Annotated in this window: 17 protein-coding genes and 1 pseudogene; 3 read left to right on the forward strand and 15 right to left on the reverse strand. The window is 48.7% G+C overall.

Annotated elements, in window-relative coordinates:
• Positions 1-21: 21 nt before the first annotated feature.
• From SFSGTM_RS09595 to SFSGTM_RS09620, 6 genes are read right to left on the reverse strand one after another with little or no spacing between them, the layout of a single operon-like run.
• On the reverse strand, positions 22-309 hold the full coding sequence (locus SFSGTM_RS09595; protein WP_162084960.1) for an integration host factor subunit beta: 288 nt from the start codon (positions 307-309) through the stop codon (positions 22-24).
• Between the two features lie 11 nt (positions 310-320).
• Complete coding sequence (gene rpsA / locus SFSGTM_RS09600; protein WP_162084961.1) at positions 321-2,039, reverse strand: 30S ribosomal protein S1; 1,719 nt, start codon at positions 2,037-2,039, stop codon at positions 321-323.
• 57 nt (positions 2,040-2,096) lie between these two features.
• Positions 2,097-2,774, reverse strand: a complete 678-nt coding sequence (gene cmk, locus SFSGTM_RS09605; RefSeq protein ID WP_162084962.1) for a (d)CMP kinase — start codon at positions 2,772-2,774, stop codon at positions 2,097-2,099.
• A complete protein-coding gene (gene aroA / locus SFSGTM_RS09610; protein ID WP_162084963.1) occupies positions 2,771-4,054 on the reverse strand; it encodes a 3-phosphoshikimate 1-carboxyvinyltransferase in 1,284 nt (427 codons plus the stop codon). The genes cmk and aroA overlap by 4 nt, the downstream gene beginning before the upstream one ends.
• A gap of 37 nt (positions 4,055-4,091) precedes the next feature.
• A complete protein-coding gene (gene dnaQ / locus SFSGTM_RS09615) occupies positions 4,092-4,793 on the reverse strand; it encodes a DNA polymerase III subunit epsilon (protein WP_162084964.1) in 702 nt (233 codons plus the stop codon).
• A gap of 57 nt (positions 4,794-4,850) precedes the next feature.
• Positions 4,851-5,324: an Lrp/AsnC family transcriptional regulator gene (locus SFSGTM_RS09620; RefSeq protein ID WP_232525956.1), complete on the reverse strand. Its 474-nt coding sequence runs from the start codon at positions 5,322-5,324 to the stop codon at positions 4,851-4,853.
• Between the two features lie 155 nt (positions 5,325-5,479).
• Between SFSGTM_RS09620 and leuA the strand changes: the two genes are divergently transcribed.
• On the forward strand, positions 5,480-7,141 hold the full coding sequence (leuA, locus tag SFSGTM_RS09625) for a 2-isopropylmalate synthase (protein WP_162084965.1): 1,662 nt from the start codon (positions 5,480-5,482) through the stop codon (positions 7,139-7,141).
• A gap of 60 nt (positions 7,142-7,201) precedes the next feature.
• Here leuA and SFSGTM_RS09630 read toward each other — a convergent pair whose 3' ends face one another.
• The 4 genes from SFSGTM_RS09630 to SFSGTM_RS09645 form a co-directional block, all read right to left on the reverse strand.
• A complete protein-coding gene (locus tag SFSGTM_RS09630; protein WP_162084966.1) occupies positions 7,202-7,456 on the reverse strand; it encodes a hypothetical protein in 255 nt (84 codons plus the stop codon).
• Positions 7,453-7,653 carry a hypothetical protein gene (locus tag SFSGTM_RS09635; protein WP_162084967.1) on the reverse strand — a complete coding sequence of 67 codons (201 nt, stop codon included), beginning with the start codon at positions 7,651-7,653 and terminating at the stop codon, positions 7,453-7,455. The genes SFSGTM_RS09630 and SFSGTM_RS09635 overlap by 4 nt, the downstream gene beginning before the upstream one ends.
• A 94-nt stretch (positions 7,654-7,747) precedes the next feature.
• Positions 7,748-8,029, reverse strand: coding sequence for a helix-turn-helix domain-containing protein (locus tag SFSGTM_RS09640; protein WP_162084968.1), 282 nt, complete (start codon positions 8,027-8,029; stop codon positions 7,748-7,750).
• Complete coding sequence (locus SFSGTM_RS09645) at positions 8,022-8,345, reverse strand: type II toxin-antitoxin system RelE/ParE family toxin (protein WP_162084969.1); 324 nt, start codon at positions 8,343-8,345, stop codon at positions 8,022-8,024. The genes SFSGTM_RS09640 and SFSGTM_RS09645 overlap by 8 nt, the downstream gene beginning before the upstream one ends.
• 653 nt (positions 8,346-8,998) lie before the next feature.
• On the opposite strand from SFSGTM_RS09645, the pseudogene SFSGTM_RS09650 reads away from it, so the two are divergent.
• Together SFSGTM_RS09650 and SFSGTM_RS09660 are read left to right on the forward strand one after the other, a co-directional pair.
• A pseudogene (locus SFSGTM_RS09650) lies at positions 8,999-9,912 on the forward strand (tyrosine-type recombinase/integrase).
• The gene (locus SFSGTM_RS09660; protein ID WP_162083488.1) at positions 9,909-11,024 is read left to right on the forward strand and encodes an IS91 family transposase; all 1,116 of its coding nucleotides are present in this window, start codon (positions 9,909-9,911) and stop codon (positions 11,022-11,024) included. Before SFSGTM_RS09650 ends, SFSGTM_RS09660 begins: the two are co-directional and overlap by 4 nt.
• Positions 11,025-11,333: 309 nt before the next feature.
• On the opposite strand, the gene SFSGTM_RS09665 is transcribed toward SFSGTM_RS09660, so the two are convergent.
• The 5 genes from SFSGTM_RS09665 to SFSGTM_RS09685 all read right to left on the reverse strand — a co-directional run bounded on the left by SFSGTM_RS09665 (position 11,334) and on the right by SFSGTM_RS09685 (position 16,501).
• Positions 11,334-12,212: a restriction endonuclease gene (locus tag SFSGTM_RS09665; RefSeq protein WP_162084970.1), complete on the reverse strand. Its 879-nt coding sequence runs from the start codon at positions 12,210-12,212 to the stop codon at positions 11,334-11,336.
• A gap of 87 nt (positions 12,213-12,299) precedes the next feature.
• Complete coding sequence (locus SFSGTM_RS09670; RefSeq protein WP_162084971.1) at positions 12,300-12,980, reverse strand: hemerythrin domain-containing protein; 681 nt, start codon at positions 12,978-12,980, stop codon at positions 12,300-12,302.
• Between the two features lie 23 nt (positions 12,981-13,003).
• Positions 13,004-14,920 (reverse strand): hypothetical protein, encoded by a 1,917-nt coding sequence (locus tag SFSGTM_RS09675; protein ID WP_162084972.1) that lies wholly within the window; start codon positions 14,918-14,920, stop codon positions 13,004-13,006.
• Between the two features lies 1 nt (position 14,921).
• The gene (locus SFSGTM_RS09680; RefSeq protein WP_162084973.1) at positions 14,922-15,872 is read right to left on the reverse strand and encodes a mitochondrial fission ELM1 family protein; all 951 of its coding nucleotides are present in this window, start codon (positions 15,870-15,872) and stop codon (positions 14,922-14,924) included.
• Positions 15,872-16,501 (reverse strand): 2OG-Fe(II) oxygenase, encoded by a 630-nt coding sequence (locus SFSGTM_RS09685; protein ID WP_198420537.1) that lies wholly within the window; start codon positions 16,499-16,501, stop codon positions 15,872-15,874. Before SFSGTM_RS09685 ends, SFSGTM_RS09680 begins: the two co-directional genes overlap by 1 nt.
• Between the last annotated feature and the right edge of the window lie 27 nt (positions 16,502-16,528).

A 16,528-nucleotide genomic window follows, 5' to 3' on the forward strand; every position in this document is an offset into this window, starting at 1 on the left:
TACTACTATGCTTCAACCACCTTAGCTTGCTGGAAAATCCACACGCTCACGCAATTCCTTGCCGGCTTTAAAATGCGGTACGTACTTTTCGGGTACGGCCACTTTTTCGCCAGTTTTAGGATTACGACCCAAACGTGGCGGACGGTAATTCAGGCTAAAACTACCAAATCCGCGAATCTCAACTCTGTCACCAGCAGCGAGACTCTTGGAAATAGCATCTAATATTGTTTTAACCGCAAATTCCGCATCCGTCGCGAGCAATTGGGGATGGCGTGTTGCCAACTGCGCAATCAGCTCCGATTTGGTCATGATACAGCCTCTCAGGATTCAGCGTTTTTGTTATCTAACTTGGCTCTTAACAACGCGCCAAGATTGGTTGTACCTGTATTAGCAGACTGATCACCAGCCAATTTTTGCATAGCATCTGATTGCTCTGATGCATCTTTAGCTTTAATTGACAAGTTAATGCTACGGCTCTTACGATCCACGTTGATAATCATCGCTTCAACTTCGTCGCCTTCTTTCAGATGGTTACGAATATCTTCAACGCGATCACGTGAGAATTCTGAAGCACGCAAGTAACCTTCAACATCATCACCCAACAATATCACAGCGCCTTTAGCATCTAATGATTTAACAGTACCTTTTACGATGCTGCCTTTGTCAAAGCTAGAAACGAAACTGTTAACTGGATCGCCTTCAACTTGTTTGATACCCAAGGAAATACGTTCACGTTCAACATCAATTGCCAAAACAACAGCTTGAACTTCGTCACCTTTCTTGAAGTTGCGAACAGCTTCTTCACCAGGCTGGCTCCAGGACAAATCTGACAAGTGAACCAAACCATCGATACCACCAGGCAAGCCGATGAACACACCGAAATCGGTGATAGATTTGATTTGACCGCTAACTTTGTCACCTTTCTTATGGGTGATTTCAAAATCATCCCAAGGATTGGTTTTGCATTGTTTCATGCCCAAGGAAATACGACGACGTTCTTCATCGATTTCCAATACCATCACTTCAACTTCATCACCTAACTGAACAACTTTAGATGGATGTACGTTTTTGTTGGTCCAGTCCATTTCAGAAACGTGCACCAAACCTTCAATACCAGTTTCGATTTCTACGAATGCGCCGTAGTCGGTCAAGTTAGCGACTTTACCGAACATACGTGTACCTGATGGGTAACGACGCGCCAAACCGCTCCAAGGATCATCACCCAACTGCTTGATACCCAATGAAACACGGTTTTTATCTTGATCAAATTTAAGAATCTTAGCTTCGACTTCATCACCCACTTGCACCACTTCTGAAGGATGCTTAACACGACGCCATGCCATGTCAGTAATGTGCAACAAGCCATCAATGCCGCCCAAATCAACGAAAGCGCCATAGTCAGTAATATTTTTAACCACACCTTTAACAACTGAACCTTCTTGCAGGTTAGCCATAAGTGCATCACGGTCAGCGCCCATGGTTGCTTCCAACACAGCACGGCGTGACACAACAACGTTATTACGCTTACGATCAAGCTTAATAACTTTCAATTCCATCTCTTTATTTTCGTAAGGAGTAGTATCCTTAACAGGACGTGTATCCACCAATGAACCTGGCAAGAATGCACGAATACCATTGACCATAACAGTCAGACCGCCCTTAACCTTACCATGCACCATACCAGTGATGATTTCGCCTTCTTCCATGGATTTTTCCAAGCTTATCCATGCAGCTAAACGCTTGGCTTTGTCGCGTGATAATTTAGTCGCGCCATAACCATCTTCCAGCATTTCAATCGCAACACTAACGAAATCGCCAACAGCAACTTCTAGCTCACCACGATCAGAACGGAATTCTTCGATAGCGATTAAGCTCTCAGATTTCAAACCAGCGTTCACGGTTACAAAATTATCGTCGATACCTACAACTTCAGCGGTAATAACTTCACCTGCGCGTAGTTCTTGACGGGTTAGGCTCTCTTCAAAAAGAGCTGCAAAACTTTCCATACTGGATTCGGTAGAGGAGGAAACGGTAGACATGTATAAAGGAAACCCAAATTATCCGCAATCAAGCGGGGTAAATTATAAAAATCCAAGTTAATAGTTAACTTGAACACCTGCTGCTAACTCATAGTTTTTCAAGACAAAATTGACTGCATCTGCTATGCCAATTTCAGTTGTATCCAACAAGATCGCATCATCTTCTTGCCGTAACGGCGCAACAGTTCGCGCACTATCGCGCGCATCCCTATCCCGCAAATCATTCAGCAAGTCTGCAAGATTAGCACTAATTCCTTTTTCGATCAACTGCTTATAACGTCTTTGAGAACGTTCTTCAGCACTTGCAGTCAAAAATATTTTTAGCTGCGCATCAGGGAAAACCACTGAACCCATATCCCGCCCATCAGCCACCAGGCCAGGCGCCTGCCTGAATGCATGTTGCCTGTCCAATAAAGCTGCACGCACTTTAGCCAACACCGCTATTTTGGATGCACCTACACCAGCAGCCTCACTGCGTAGCGCATCGCTGACGTCATTACCATCCAACAGTATCTGTTGCCCCGCGAACACCACATCCAGATCAAGAGCAATTTGCGCCAAACTTGTCTCATCATCAACCGCCACGTTTTGCAGTTGCGCAGCCACTGCCGTCAAACGATACAATGCACCACTATCCAGATAGTGATAGCCCAACTTCTGCGCCACCAGCGCCGCTACCGTACCCTTACCCGAAGCCGACGGCCCATCTATAGCAATAACAGGGATTGCCATCATGAAGTCAGTCCAGCAAACGCCGAAAAATACTCAGGGAAAGTTTTATTCACACAACGCGGATCATTGATACGCACAGCCACCCCACCCAATGCCACCAGCGAAAAGCACATCGCCATACGATGATCATCGTAGGTATCTATCGTTGCCGCCTGCAATTTCACTGGCGGCGTAATACTAATATAGTCCGCACCCTCCTCCACAATTGCGCCGACTTTGCGCAACTCAGTTGCCATAGCGTGAATACGATCTGTTTCTTTAACTCGCCAACTGGCGATATTGCGCAAGGTTGTTGTGCCCTCTGCGAACAAAGCCACTACAGCAATAGTCATTGCCGCGTCAGGAATATGGTTGAAATCCATATCCACACCACGCAAATACTGACCAGCAGATGCTGTAATCGCATTATCCTCATACACGATATTGGCACCCATTTGCGCCAGCGCCTCAGCAAAACGCACGTCGCCTTGTATGCTGGTACGCCCGACACCTTCAACACGGACAGGCCCTAGTCCTAACACACCTGCTGCAAGAAAATACGAAGCAGATGACGCATCACCCTCGACCGTGATGACTGATGGACTGACATAGCGTTGACCCGCAGCAATACTGAACGACTGCCAGCCATCTCGCACTACATTCACACCAAAACGCTGCATCAGATTCAGCGTAATTTCTACATAAGGCTTGGAAATCAACTCGCCATCGACTTTGATTGTCACAGCACGCCCAGTCATCGGCGCCGCCAGCAACAACCCCGTCAGAAACTGGCTGGATACATTACCTTTAACCGTCGCCACCGCATGATCGGTAGGTTGCAAAGGTGAAATCTTCAACGGCGGAAAGCCCGCCACATCCAAATATTCAATCTGAGCACCTAATTGACGTAAACCATCAACCAAATCCCCTATCGGACGCTCATGCATACGCGCCACACCAGACAAAGTGTAATCGCCATGCGATAAGGCCAGCGCAGCAGTCAATGAACGAAATGCCGTGCCAGCATTACCCAGAAACAAATCCGCCGCTGCATTAGGAAATTGCCCGCCCACACCAACCACATCATAATCACGACTGTTATCTACTTGCGTAACCGACACACCCAGCTTGGTCAATGCCGCCAGCATTACCTGAGTGTCATCCGAATCCAGCAAATGATTAATTCGCGTTTTACCCTCAGCCAGTGCTGACAACAATAAAATCCGGTTCGATATACTCTTGGAGCCAGGCAATACCACGGCACCCTGAGCATGTTTTAACGGTGATAAATCAAGAAATTCCATGTACATTCCAACAATTCGTTATAAATTTCGTTATAAATTAAACAGATGCTTCAGCCAGCCACAAACATGCACCACGGCTTTCCTTCTGAATCACGGCCAGTGTAGCTTCATGCTCGCTTAGCTCATCTGTACTGGCAGAAATCACACGTATGGGTGTAGCACTACTGTTAGTGGCTTGAACTTGCGATGACGCCACTTCCACATCCATCATCAGACTCTCTTGCCCGCGGGTCATACCAAGATAGACAGCCGCCAGCAACTCGGCATCGAGCAAGGCGCCGTGGAAAGTACGATTGGTGTTATCAACTTCATAACGACGACACAACGCGTCCAGATTATTTTTCTGCCCAGGATGTATATCCTTAGCCAGCTTGAGCGTATCCAGCACTTCCGGACAATAGACAGTCATAGGCTGACGATTTAAGCGCACCAGCTCGCTGTTAAGAAAGCCGATATCAAACGGTGCATTATGGATAACCAGTTCCGCACCCGCCAGAAACTCAATCAACTCATCGACAATATCAGCAAAGCGTGGCTTATCCTGCAAAAACTCAGCGGTCAGTCCGTGCACAGCAACCGCCCCAGCATCTATCTCACGATCAGGATTAAGATAGCGATGAAAATGCTTGCCCGTCGGGCGGCGATTAAACATCTCCACACCCGCCACTTCAATTATACGGTGGCCTTGCTTGGGATCCAGACCTGTAGTTTCAGTATCAAGGAAAATTTGCCGAGTCATAGCGCGTTTACAAAGCAGATAAAGTCCAGAATTTTACCCTTAAATCAGCCCCGACTCTCAATTTTCCGCAATCGCCAATGCGGTTTTACTCACCACCCGCCGCAGAATAAAGCTGGAATGCACACCCGTCACACCCGTGATGCGATTGATTTTATTTAACAATAGCTCCTGATAAGCATCCATATCCCTCACCGCCACTTTAAGCTGGTAATCAGCCGATTGCCCCGTAATCAGCAAACACTCAATCACCTCAGGAATATCAGCAATACTCGCTTCAAAATGATCGAAGCGCTCCGGTGTATGCTGATCCATAGAGATATGTATCAACGCCATCAGCGACAGCCCTAGCGCTTTAGCATCTACGAGCGCACGGTAACCGATAATAATACCCGCATCCTCCAACGCCCGCACGCGGCGCAAACACGGTGATGGCGACAAACCTATTGCATCAGCTAAATCCTGATTACTCATACGCCCATCGACCTGTAACAGTCGCAAAATTTGACGATCAAACTTATCAATATCCACCATAATTGCGTACACCTTAAATTTTAAGATACAAAAAATACATTAAATCAAATATAACGCAATTTTATGCCAATTTATAGTGATTTTATCGTCAATTACGCAAGCACATTGCGGACGAATTTACGTAACATACTCACATAGTCATTAAGGAGTGCAGCATGTTAAAAAACCCATCAACCAAATACACAGCCTTTCCGCCCGTTGCGTTAAGCGACAGGCAATGGCCGAACCGCACTCTCACCACACCACCCATCTGGATGAGCACAGATTTGCGTGATGGTAATCAATCCCTGTTTGAACCGATGAATGCAGAACGCAAATTACGCATGTTCAAAACATTATGCGACATCGGCTTCAAGGAAATCGAAGTTGCGTTTCCATCCGCCTCACAGACGGATTTCGACTTTGTACGCCAAATTATTGAAGATGGCCACATCCCCGACGATGTCACTATAGAAGTACTCACCCAGGCACGCGAACACCTCATTCGTCGCACCATGGAATCGCTCAAGGGTGCACGCCGCGCCATTGTTCACGTTTACAACGCCACCTCCAAACCCTTTCGCGATGTTGTATTTGGCATGAGCAAAGCTGAAGTATTAGACATGGCTGTGTCAGCCGTGCAACTCATCAAACAGCTCGCTGCCGAGCAACCTGATACCGAATGGGTATTGGAATACAGCCCAGAAACCTTTACCGCGACTGAGCTGGATTTTGCACTGGAAGTCTGTGACGCCGTCACCGCCGCGTGGGGTGCTACACCAGACAACAAAGTCATCCTCAATTTACCCACCACAGTAGAAGTTGCCTCGCCCAACGTCTACGCTGACCAAATCGAATGGATGCACACCCACCTCGCTCGCCGTGACAGCATCATCCTGAGTTTGCACCCGCACAACGACCGTGGCACCGCAGTAGCGGCGGCTGAATTAGGCTTAATGGCAGGTGCAGACAGGGTAGAAGGCTGCTTATTCGGCAACGGCGAACGCACAGGCAACGTCGACATTGTCACCCTCGCGCTTAATTTTTATACCCAGGGCGTTGCACCAGGTCTGGATTTTTCCGACATCAATGCCGTGGCGCGCACGGTTGAATACTGCACGCAGTTACCTATTCATCCACGCCATCCCTACGTCGGTGATTTGGTGTTCACCGCTTTTTCAGGCTCACATCAGGACGCCATCAAAAAAGGCTTCGCCGCACAAAAGCCGGACGCATTGTGGAACGTACCCTACTTGCCTATCGATCCCGCCGACGTCGGACGCAGTTATGGGTCGGTAATACGAGTGAACAGCCAATCAGGCAAAGGCGGCATCGCTTACTTATTGGAAAATGAATATGGATTAGCCTTGCCACGCCGCCTGCAAGTCGAGTTTTCTGGTGAGGTGCAGCGCTACATGGACGACCACGGCGGCGAAATGAGCGCAGCAGATATCTGGGCGCTGTTCCAGCAGGCTTACCTCGCCCAAAATAAACCCGTACGCTACGTTGAGCATCATTTATTCGAACAAGATGAGACACAAGGCATCTCATTGACCATCGAGCAAGACAGCAAGCAACATACGCTGACAGGCACAGGCAACGGCCCCATAGACGCTGCCATCCACGCGCTTAACGGCGTCACATCAGGACTACAAGTCCGCAGCTTTGAAGAACGCGCCATAGGCCTCAACAAAGGCAGCGACGCAACCGCCTGCGCCTTTGTTGAAGTGAATCGCAAAGATGGTGGCAAAGAATGCTACGGCGTAGGCATGGACAACAATATCGTGACTGCCTCGATCAAGGCTTTGGTGAGCGGGATGAATAGATTGGCAGGCTAATTCCGACGGGTAATTGTAGGATGGGTAGAACAAAGCGAAACCCATCCTACAGGCAAATTATCAGGCAATGAGTTTGTCATATTCCGAATGCAACCCTATCCACATCCACAGAAAACCATCATCAACTTCAATTGCAATAGCGCGGTGATGGATACCTATACGCACCGACCAAACCTTACCTACTTTTTTGAAATGTAATGAAGGATGTCGCGAGTCGCTTTTAAGTAAATCATAATTCTTATCTGCGAGTGTACGAATTTCTACAGGCAGCGAGTCGTAACATTTCCAAAATCGGCTGGTAGTAGAATGCTTCACAGTTTTTTTGTTTTTCCCGCAAGATGCTCAGCAAGCGCCTCATCAATCAGAAAATCAAGCTTCCCCGCATCAGAATCAGACGCGATTTGATGATCCCAGCGCGTATGTTCATATTCGATAAACCAATTTCGCAATAAAGCAAATGACTGATTGTCGAGGTGCTGAATTTGGTCTTCAATCACTTGAACACTTATCATGATTCGTTACTCCTATATAACTGGATATTTTAGCCAGAATTATACTTGCAATTCCCAAATATTTGCTGGGGGAAATTGCAATCTATCTCGCACCTCAAACGCAAGCCAGTTCAACCTTACGCCCTGCTCTTGTTGCCAGCGTCACTAACATATCAAGACTAAATTTATCACGTTTACCGCGTACCAAATCAGACACGCGAGACTGCCCTATACCTAAATGTTGCGCCGCTTCCACCTGTGTCCAGCCATGTGCAGTTATCGCCTCCCGCACCTGCGCCATCAACGTCGCACGCATCATCAGCAAAGCGGATTCTTCAGGACTAAACCCTAAATCAGCAAAGACATTACCACTTGATTCAATTATTCCATCATTCATTGCCTGCTCCTATCAACTGATACCGCCGCGCAGCCAGCGCAATATCCTCATGTCGTGTTTTTTGCGTTTTCTTCTGAAAAGCATGCAGTACATAAACCGCATCAGCATGCTTGGCCACATAAATCACGCGCCATTCACCAAGAATATGCAAACGAATCTCATACACCCCAGAACCAACCGCTAGCATCGGCTTAAAATCAGACGGCATCTGACCGCGCTGTATAGCATCCAGCTCAAACCCAGCCTCACGCCGTACTTCAGCAGGAAAATCTTTCAAATCATCGAGACTAGAGCCAATAAATTTAAGCTTCTTCATGACCTGATTATATCAATACTTTGATAAATATCAATCTACTTATATAGAAATGGTAGGATGGGTAGAGCAAAGCGAAACCCATCAACTAGCGGTGTCCGCACCCTAGGTGCCACTAGCCCGACTGTCGTTGGTGATAAAGATAATACGATTGAAGAAGCCACCCCTTTTCCCCTTCTGCGCCACCGCGTAGCGGTTAACAAAGCGGGAGCAGTCGGCGAGGATTGTCTGAGCGCGCAGCGCGAGTTCCGCAGCCGCCCGCTTTGCTAGCCGCTACGTGGGAAGTCCGCAGGACTGGCGCAGCGGGGTGCCCTTCTCTTTGGTTACTTTCTCTTGGGCAAGCAAGAGAAAGTAACTTGCCGTCGGGCAACCCCGACCTGCATCGAGGTTTTAAACCAGAGTTGATGCAAAGAAGCCGGAGAAATACATTGAACAAATGCACCGATTTCTCTTGATTTGATGGGTATCACTACGTTCCACCCATCCTACTAACTTACATTTGACATTTGATTCGATGAATTCATGACCGCGCGTAAAACGTTAGGTTGAACGAAGCCGCTATCGCGGAGAAATATTCCCGAACCATCAAATTACGCAGCATAATTTCGTCTCCCCCAGCAATGGAATTTTGATTACTGTACCACGAGGAGACGACATTGACAGCCCCCACACCCATCCCCGCGCACTTCGAGCACAATCACCAGCGACTGCTGAATTGCCTCAAGCTCAGAGGCATGCAGCCTAAAACCATCGCCTTGTATTCACACGGCGTACGGCGCGCAGCGGTGTATTTTAATGACCAGATAGACGCGCTCACCAAGCCACAATTAACCGACTATTTTGTTCGCATCCTGGATACCCATTCATGGAGTACGCTCAAACATGATCTGTATGGACTGAAGTTCTATTATGCCCATGTACTCAGCCAACCCTGGCCAGGTGCGGATCTGGTTAAACCACCCAAGTCATATAGCCTGCCCGACATCATTACCGTCGCCCAGGCACAACAAATCTTCATGGCCACCCGCGTATTGAGCTACCGCGTATTCTTCTTCACCCTCTACAGCCTGGGCTTACGATTAGGCGAAGGCTTACGCTTGCAGGTAGGGGATATCGATGCGGATCGGATGCGGGTGCAAGTACGCAACGCCAAAGGCAACCGTGATCGATTGGTGCCGTTATCAGAGAACACCTTGCAGGTATTGCGCCGTTTCTGGCTCACCCATCGCAACCCAAGCTTGCTCTTTCCTAATCGACACGGCGGTCTTGCCAAATCGCACTTGGCACGCACCCCGCTGGATCGTGGTGGTATCCAGACCACCTTGGGTCAAGTGACCCGTGACTGTGGCTTAAAAAAAGAATTACACCACACAGCCTGCGCCACAGCTATGCCACCCACCTGATAGAAGCTGGCATCGATTTACTCGAAATTCAGCAGATACTCGGACACCAGTCCATCCTCACCACCATCCGCTACACCCACCTCACCGAACAACGCCATCAGAGCGCACACACTCGCCTTAATCAATTAATGGAGAAATTCCACATTCATTGGGGCAAAGTCAAATGATCAGACTGGCGCACATCGTAGCAACCTACGCAGCTAAACTGCTTGCACAACACGGTCATCACCTATTGCCCAGCCAGCAAGCTGCCTTAACCGCCTTTCAAACCTGCCGTAGCCAGATGAGCCCGAGGATGCAACTTGCCTGTGATGATTGTCAAACACCCAGCTACCTGCCACATTCCTGCGGTCATCGGCATTGCCCGCATTGCCAGGCGCACGAATCACAGCGCTGGATAGACCAGCAATTACACAAATCCATCCCCGCCAACTACTTCATGCTCACCTTCACCGTGCCCGCCCAGTTGCGCACACTGGCCTGGCAACATCAGCGCGTCATGTATGACTTGATCACACGCTGCGCGTGGGAAACAGTCAACACCTTCAGCCAAAACGACAACAAGCTGCGCGGCAGCGCAGGGGCGGTGACTGTACTGCATACCCATAACCGCCGACTGGACTATCACCCCCATGTGCATCTCGTCATGCCCGCTGTCGCCTTTAACCCCAAACAGCGACGCATGCGTCATAAACACGGCAACTACCTGTTTAACCACAAAGCCCTGGCCAAAGTATTTCGTGCCAAATTACTGGCAGGCATCAGACAAGCAGGACTCACCCTGCCAAACGATTACCCGACCGATTGGGTGGTGGATTGCAAAGCCGTCGGCACTGGACAGCACGCTCTGATCTACCTTGGGCGCTATCTGTATCGGGGGGTGATACAGGAGAAAGACATCCTCTCCGACCGGCATGGTCAGGTCACCTTCCGTTACCGGAACAGCCAAACCAAACAAATGGAAACCCGTACCTTGAGTGGTGTAGCCTTCCTGCGACTGATACTGCAACACATTCTGCCCAAAGGCTACCGCCGCGCCCGCAACTTTGGCTACCTGCATCCCAATAGCAAACTACTCACCCAGCTACAGCTGACCCACCTATGGCGACGGAACAATCCGCCGCCAGCGCAACCCAGACCAGCGATACGTTGCCAATGTTGCGGTGGGGTGATGAAGATAGTGCGCACACGTATCAAAGCGATACCGCTAGCCACATCAGCCCCATCTATAAAACGGGAACACAGAGCAGATGACACAGGGTGGGAGACCATGCGCTAAACCAGCCCACACCGCCCACCTGCCAGACTAGGCAGGTATGGCCGTGCTCGCCCTGAAGAAGGCTGAAATTGGGTTAACATGCCCGAAAAGCCGACTAAAAACGGTGAGTTGAATAGAATAAGTTGCTGCAATGGCAACGTGAAGGTCGTGAAATGGCGGGTGGGATGCGTAACGCGTCCAGTTATGCCAGCATAGTCAAAAAGATATTTCCATAAGCGCTCAAGCAACACCCGCCCCAGCCATGCCGGGCTTGTCCAACAAACGGTTCAGATTGTGGCTCGCTTCGCGATCACAATCTAACCTTATTCGTTATATTTCCTCAGAATCAAAAAAATCATTATCGATAACCTTTACTTCGTAATGGCTTTTAGTCTGCACACCAACGTTGAACTTATGCATCAGGTCAACAAGCTTAGAACCGTCCAATAAAATTATTTTGTGGTGCGCATCTCTGGCTTTTACTTTTGCCTTTTCATCAAAAGTTGAAGTAGTCACAAAGATGCCCTTGTGGGTATCGCCACTCATAGCGCCGATAAAGTTGCGTATATCAGTTTCACGGACTTTATTTTCACTATAACGCTTAGCTTGAATATATATCCTCTCAAGCCCAAGCTGATCTTCGTTAATAATGCCATCGATCCCACCATCGCCTGACTTGGCCGTTTCTATAAAGTCGCCGTATCCCATTTTTTTAAGAAGAATCAAAATTATCTTTTCAAATGCATACGGATCAACCTCTTTAAGCTTAGCAAGCAGTTCATCTTTTACTTCCCGCTCAATCTGCTCAAATCCAGAATCAATCAAATCCTGTGGGCTTGCGTTCGCTACGATTGTTGTTTCTGGTGCAGACTTGCTTTCGGGCTCATAAAAGGTAATGACATTTGATTGAATCTCATTGAGTGATACATTTTCTGATTTGGCAGATTTCCCTTTCTCTGTGATCTGAACGTAGCCTCGTTGTGGATAGTGAACTAATCCGCCTTTCTTAAGATAGGACTTTCCCCAAGCAATACGATTTTCAATTAAACGATCCCCACTTTTAGTAGTTTGCTCCAGCATCTCCTGAGGCAGGTTCGAATAAAACTGATCCACTACAAGCCGAACTAAATCTCTACCTTTGATGATTTCACCATCTTTAAGCACTTCCAATATTGGAAGGAAGGTTTCATTAAACTTTGGCAATTCCATTTATTTTCCGATGAGGTATGAAGTATTCAAGCATTTCAGCGAGATAATCGCCAGAATGGAAGGAGGCAAGCCATTAACCATGCTCAACTAATCCGCTAAAGTCGCCAAAACCTGCTGAAACAAAGCCGCCTTAACCGCCTCAGGCGCTTTATTGATAGCCCCTATCCAGATCGGAAATATCGTCGCTTCTTCACGATATTCATGCTTAGATAAATAACCCGCCAAAATCGCCAGCAAGGGTGAAACACTGGTTGACGTAGCATCATCCTCATCAAAACTCAGTTCTATCATAATCGACTGATTGAGAATTTCGTTATGCTCTTGCATCATTGCGGCAGTTGGATCGATGCCCATCGCGTTCGGCGGAGTGCGTATCGCTTTGGCAAGTATGTCGTGCTCAACGGCGAAGTGTTTGCGCAAGCCTTCGATAAACGCCCGCATGATGGCATGGGCTTCGACCAGATGATTCTGGTCAGTCAGGTGTATCACTTGCGAGAACATGGCATCCAGCCGTTTATGGTCGCGTTTAAGCGAGTCAAACACGTCCACCGGCGCCACATCTTCGGCGCGGTGGATGACGGTCAGCCAATGTCCCGCATCGGTACGGCTAATTTCCCAGCGTAAGTTATTACGCAACTGCAAATTCAGGCTGTGCAGGGTAATCGCGGGATCTTCGGCGAACAATACGGTGGCGGTTTCGCCACGTGTCATGTCTTTAATTTCGTAGAACACCGCCGTTTGTAAATGGCTGGGCGCGGTTGCGGTCAAGTCACAATATTGCTCACTCATCATTAAAACCCAAACATATGATCCATACAGAACGCGCTATCACCATTCACCATGCCGTGATAACCAAATAAACGACAAGTCACATCGCGAATAATAATGTAAGCACCATCGCCCGCACGTTGCCGCGTTGCTGTATCAAACACTTCGCTATAACGCCAATGCAAAGAGCCACTGCAAGGAATAGAGATTTTGGTTTGTGCGATTTGTTCACCCATGCGGTTGAACAGGATCAAGTGCGTGTCAGATTGTGCATGCCAAGGCGTAGAAGCTGGATAAATCAGATGGCAGAAACTATCCAGCGGCGCATCTCCCAAACGCAGGAACAAACGTGTGCTCAAGCCAGGCGCTGCACCCACATAAGACTGCGGCTCATTTTTATAGGTCATCACAGTATTAAACACATGACCGCCAAAGCTGGTTTCAGCGATATGGCCACTGCTACGCTGGGTATAGCGGAACAAGCCATGTAACCAGCCATCCGCCCCGCCACCTTGCGCGAAATCATAGACCAGCTCGACGTGACCAGAACCACTAGTCAACTTCGCCGCTTGCTCAGCCAAAATCGCATTCATATCCACCGCGACACTGTCACTGCGCTGCAAGCAGCCAAATGCATGACGCGCCACTTCCACACCAGTCGCATCGTAGAATATCGCCGCAATCGGCAAATCCACTTGCGCGGTAGACATGGGGTTAGGCTGCATCGTGCTTTGAAATTGTGCAACCGGCAATATAGGCGCAGGCAGGATATAGGATTTACCTAATTGCTGAGTCAGATTCGGAATATTCGGGTCGATGACTAAATCGTTACGTTCAACGTTCACATGCGCCATACGGCTGCGGCCATTCTTCACATGGACTTCATAACGTGGACGCACAAAATAGCGCCCTGCCTGTACTTCCAGTTGCTGCGGCCAACGCACTTCAGGGAACAAGTCCGCCACATTCAGCGCGTAGCAGGCAAAAGGCGGAATGGCTGTCGGCACATAACGCACCTCATCTGAACCCATCAAATTGATCCCCACCGCATTGGCTGGAATAGGCACGGGATGGCTGTTTTGTACCCACATCACCACGGTTTCATCGTCTTTCGGTGCAGGCAGGCCTGCAAACAAATCCGATGGCCATGCATTCGCATCATGCGTACATGACAACACCGTGTCATCATCGCCATACACATCCAGCGCATATTTAACGATGTCGTGCCGCGCCACGCCCAGCACATGGATAAACAACGATGCAGTAAAATCGCCCAGACCAAAACGTGCACGGACTTCCTGACTGTCAATGATCAGACTCGCGCCTGCAGCAGGAATCTGATCCTGCCACTGCGCCAATATCACACCCGACTGGTCAAACAGACAATACCAGACCCGCGGCACAGCAGGTGCGCCCAGACCAGACCAATAATCCGCCGTAATAATACGCGTATGCTGACCAGGCGCATCACGTAAAAAACCGAAGTTCGTGGCAAAGTTCAACGGATCCAAATAGCGATTAGCATTAGTCAACATTGCTGCAGGCAAGCGCAATTCATCCAGACTCAGCAAAGTCACGCCTGCTGGAACAAGATGGCGGATATGATCCATTAATCTGCCCGCATCAAACGCCGTCACCAGCACAGTGCTTGCGCCAGAGGATGACAACGCTGTCACAGGCTGTACACTATGACCCAGTACCACCTTGCCCAGATCCTCTACCCGCTGCACATATACGGATGCAATGTCCAAACTATCCAGCGGATAAAACTCATGCAAGCCTTCGGCCATGCCGTGAGGATCGTAAATAGCGACTTTGCCCACTGCACGTAATCGCGCATACAAGTCTGCTGCTTTCGCCACTGTAAGTGGATGACCCAGCGCTTTGAAAAAACTATTGCCGCCCTTGGCGTTGCTAAACGTTTCTATTTTTAACGACATATCACCATCCTAATCTATGCTTAATTTCATCCGCCACCCGCCGTGTTTCATCCAGCGGTTGATACTGCCAATGAGCTAACTCTCCCGTGAACGGACGCGTACAACCTCGCGCCTGCAAGCTACGGTGAAAGTCTTCAAATTTGTTAGTGCCACCGGTCAAGCCCGCCACATACACAGGCTTGCCAGTAAAACTCGCCTCCGATGCCATATTCACTGAATCTGCCGTGACCACCAGATAATCAACCAGGGCTAAATATGCGTAATAGGGGTTTTCACTCACACCGTCCCATATTTTTGCGTCAGGTAAGCGTTGCCGCAACACTTCAACAACAGCAGCATCGGTACGCCGTGATGGCGTAATCAGTACCGTACCACCATGTTGTTGCTGCGACTGCTCCAGTTGATCCGCCAGATGCTCGGCAAAGCCGGCATCCAGCGTATATTTACGATTGCTGCCGCCCAGTAACACACCTATCAACGGCCGCGGCAAATTAGCATACTCGGCAGCAAACTTCTGTGACGCATCATCCAATCGCGCTTGCGTCACCCGATTCACCGCACCCAGCGTAGAAAATACATTTTCACCTTGCAAATCATCATGCTGTGGCGCGGCGATGATATCAAATTCACGCAGACTCATTTGCGGATGTTGCACACGGATATTGACAGTACGCCCGCTACTGGCACGCTTGATCGCCACGGCCACCGCTGTATTCAAACGTCCCGTACCGATGACCACATCTGGCCAGGGAGGCACAAAACTATCACTGCCCTCACCCAAAAAACGTAATGGTGACAGCCATAAATTCGGCGGCAAATACCGCCACGGCGCACTTGCAACAACGCGCTTTTTCACGCAGTCCAGACCCAGTGCCTCGGCCAAACCAAACGACTGGTTATCCATACCGACGATATCATTCGATAACACCCAAGCGATGCGACGGGCACACATCAGCCGTTATATTCTTTGTTGCCAAATAATTTTTTGAAAAATGCAGACACACCATGACGCTTTTGCTCACGACGTTTGACTTGTTCATCCAGTACCCAATTCAATTGCAGTGCTTTACGCTCGCCTACAAATGGCTTGTGCCCATGCCAGGAATTATCACTGCGTTTAAATGCCAGCAATGTGCCTATGCTCGGCTCAACTTCAGCCACAAAATCATCCAGATCCTCGCCCGAACGCAACAAACGCAAACGCCCTGCTGATTCATGCCAAGTCTCATTGAAATAAATCAGCATGGTAATGATTTTGGTTTTGCTGTCAGTATGAATACGACCATCAGTCTCATCAGTATGACCACGCACAGTTATCATGGTGGGACGACCAGTCAAATCCAGCTTGAATTTCTGCTCGACTGCATGACGAAATTCATCACCTTCGAGTTGCTGTATTAATTTGATAAATGCTGGGCCACAGTTCAGGGTATCCGCAGGAAAACTCCCTGCCTGTTTAATAGAGGGAAAATCACGCACGATATCCGCCAGCTTGTCCGTTTTAAGAAAGCCGGGCAACACCATGAATTCAAACGGATCTGAATTTAATTTAGTCGCACTGAATTTATCGATATCTATCATGTTTGCAGCTAATGTCGGTGTTTGCAT

The organism is Sulfuriferula nivalis, assembly GCF_009937995.1.
GTDB lineage: Bacteria > Pseudomonadota > Gammaproteobacteria > Burkholderiales > Sulfuriferulaceae > Sulfuriferula > Sulfuriferula nivalis.

Bases quoted from the DNA above. Each gene is read 5' to 3' on its own strand.
- SFSGTM_RS09635 (WP_162084967.1), bottom strand. From the start codon at position 7,653: ATGATAAGTGTTCAAGTGATTGAAGACCAAATTCAGCACCTCGACAAT.
- SFSGTM_RS09640 (WP_162084968.1), bottom strand. From the start codon at position 8,029: ATGAATGATGGAATAATTGAATCAAGTGGTAATGTCTTTGCTGATTTA.
- SFSGTM_RS09665 (WP_162084970.1), bottom strand. From the start codon at position 12,212: ATGGAATTGCCAAAGTTTAATGAAACCTTCCTTCCAATATTGGAAGTG.
- SFSGTM_RS09660 (WP_162083488.1), top strand. From the start codon at position 9,909: ATGATCAGACTGGCGCACATCGTAGCAACCTACGCAGCTAAACTGCTT.
- SFSGTM_RS09645 (WP_162084969.1), bottom strand. From the start codon at position 8,345: ATGAAGAAGCTTAAATTTATTGGCTCTAGTCTCGATGATTTGAAAGAT.
- leuA (WP_162084965.1), top strand. From the start codon at position 5,480: ATGTTAAAAAACCCATCAACCAAATACACAGCCTTTCCGCCCGTTGCG.
- aroA (WP_162084963.1), bottom strand. From the start codon at position 4,054: ATGGAATTTCTTGATTTATCACCGTTAAAACATGCTCAGGGTGCCGTG.
- SFSGTM_RS09675 (WP_162084972.1), bottom strand. From the start codon at position 14,920: ATGTCGTTAAAAATAGAAACGTTTAGCAACGCCAAGGGCGGCAATAGT.
- SFSGTM_RS09685 (WP_198420537.1), bottom strand. From the start codon at position 16,501: ATGATAGATATCGATAAATTCAGTGCGACTAAATTAAATTCAGATCCG.
- dnaQ (WP_162084964.1), bottom strand. From the start codon at position 4,793: ATGACTCGGCAAATTTTCCTTGATACTGAAACTACAGGTCTGGATCCC.
- SFSGTM_RS09620 (WP_232525956.1), bottom strand. From the start codon at position 5,324: ATGGTGGATATTGATAAGTTTGATCGTCAAATTTTGCGACTGTTACAG.
- SFSGTM_RS09680 (WP_162084973.1), bottom strand. From the start codon at position 15,872: ATGTGTGCCCGTCGCATCGCTTGGGTGTTATCGAATGATATCGTCGGT.
- SFSGTM_RS09595 (WP_162084960.1), bottom strand. From the start codon at position 309: ATGACCAAATCGGAGCTGATTGCGCAGTTGGCAACACGCCATCCCCAA.
- cmk (WP_162084962.1), bottom strand. From the start codon at position 2,774: ATGATGGCAATCCCTGTTATTGCTATAGATGGGCCGTCGGCTTCGGGT.
- rpsA (WP_162084961.1), bottom strand. From the start codon at position 2,039: ATGTCTACCGTTTCCTCCTCTACCGAATCCAGTATGGAAAGTTTTGCA.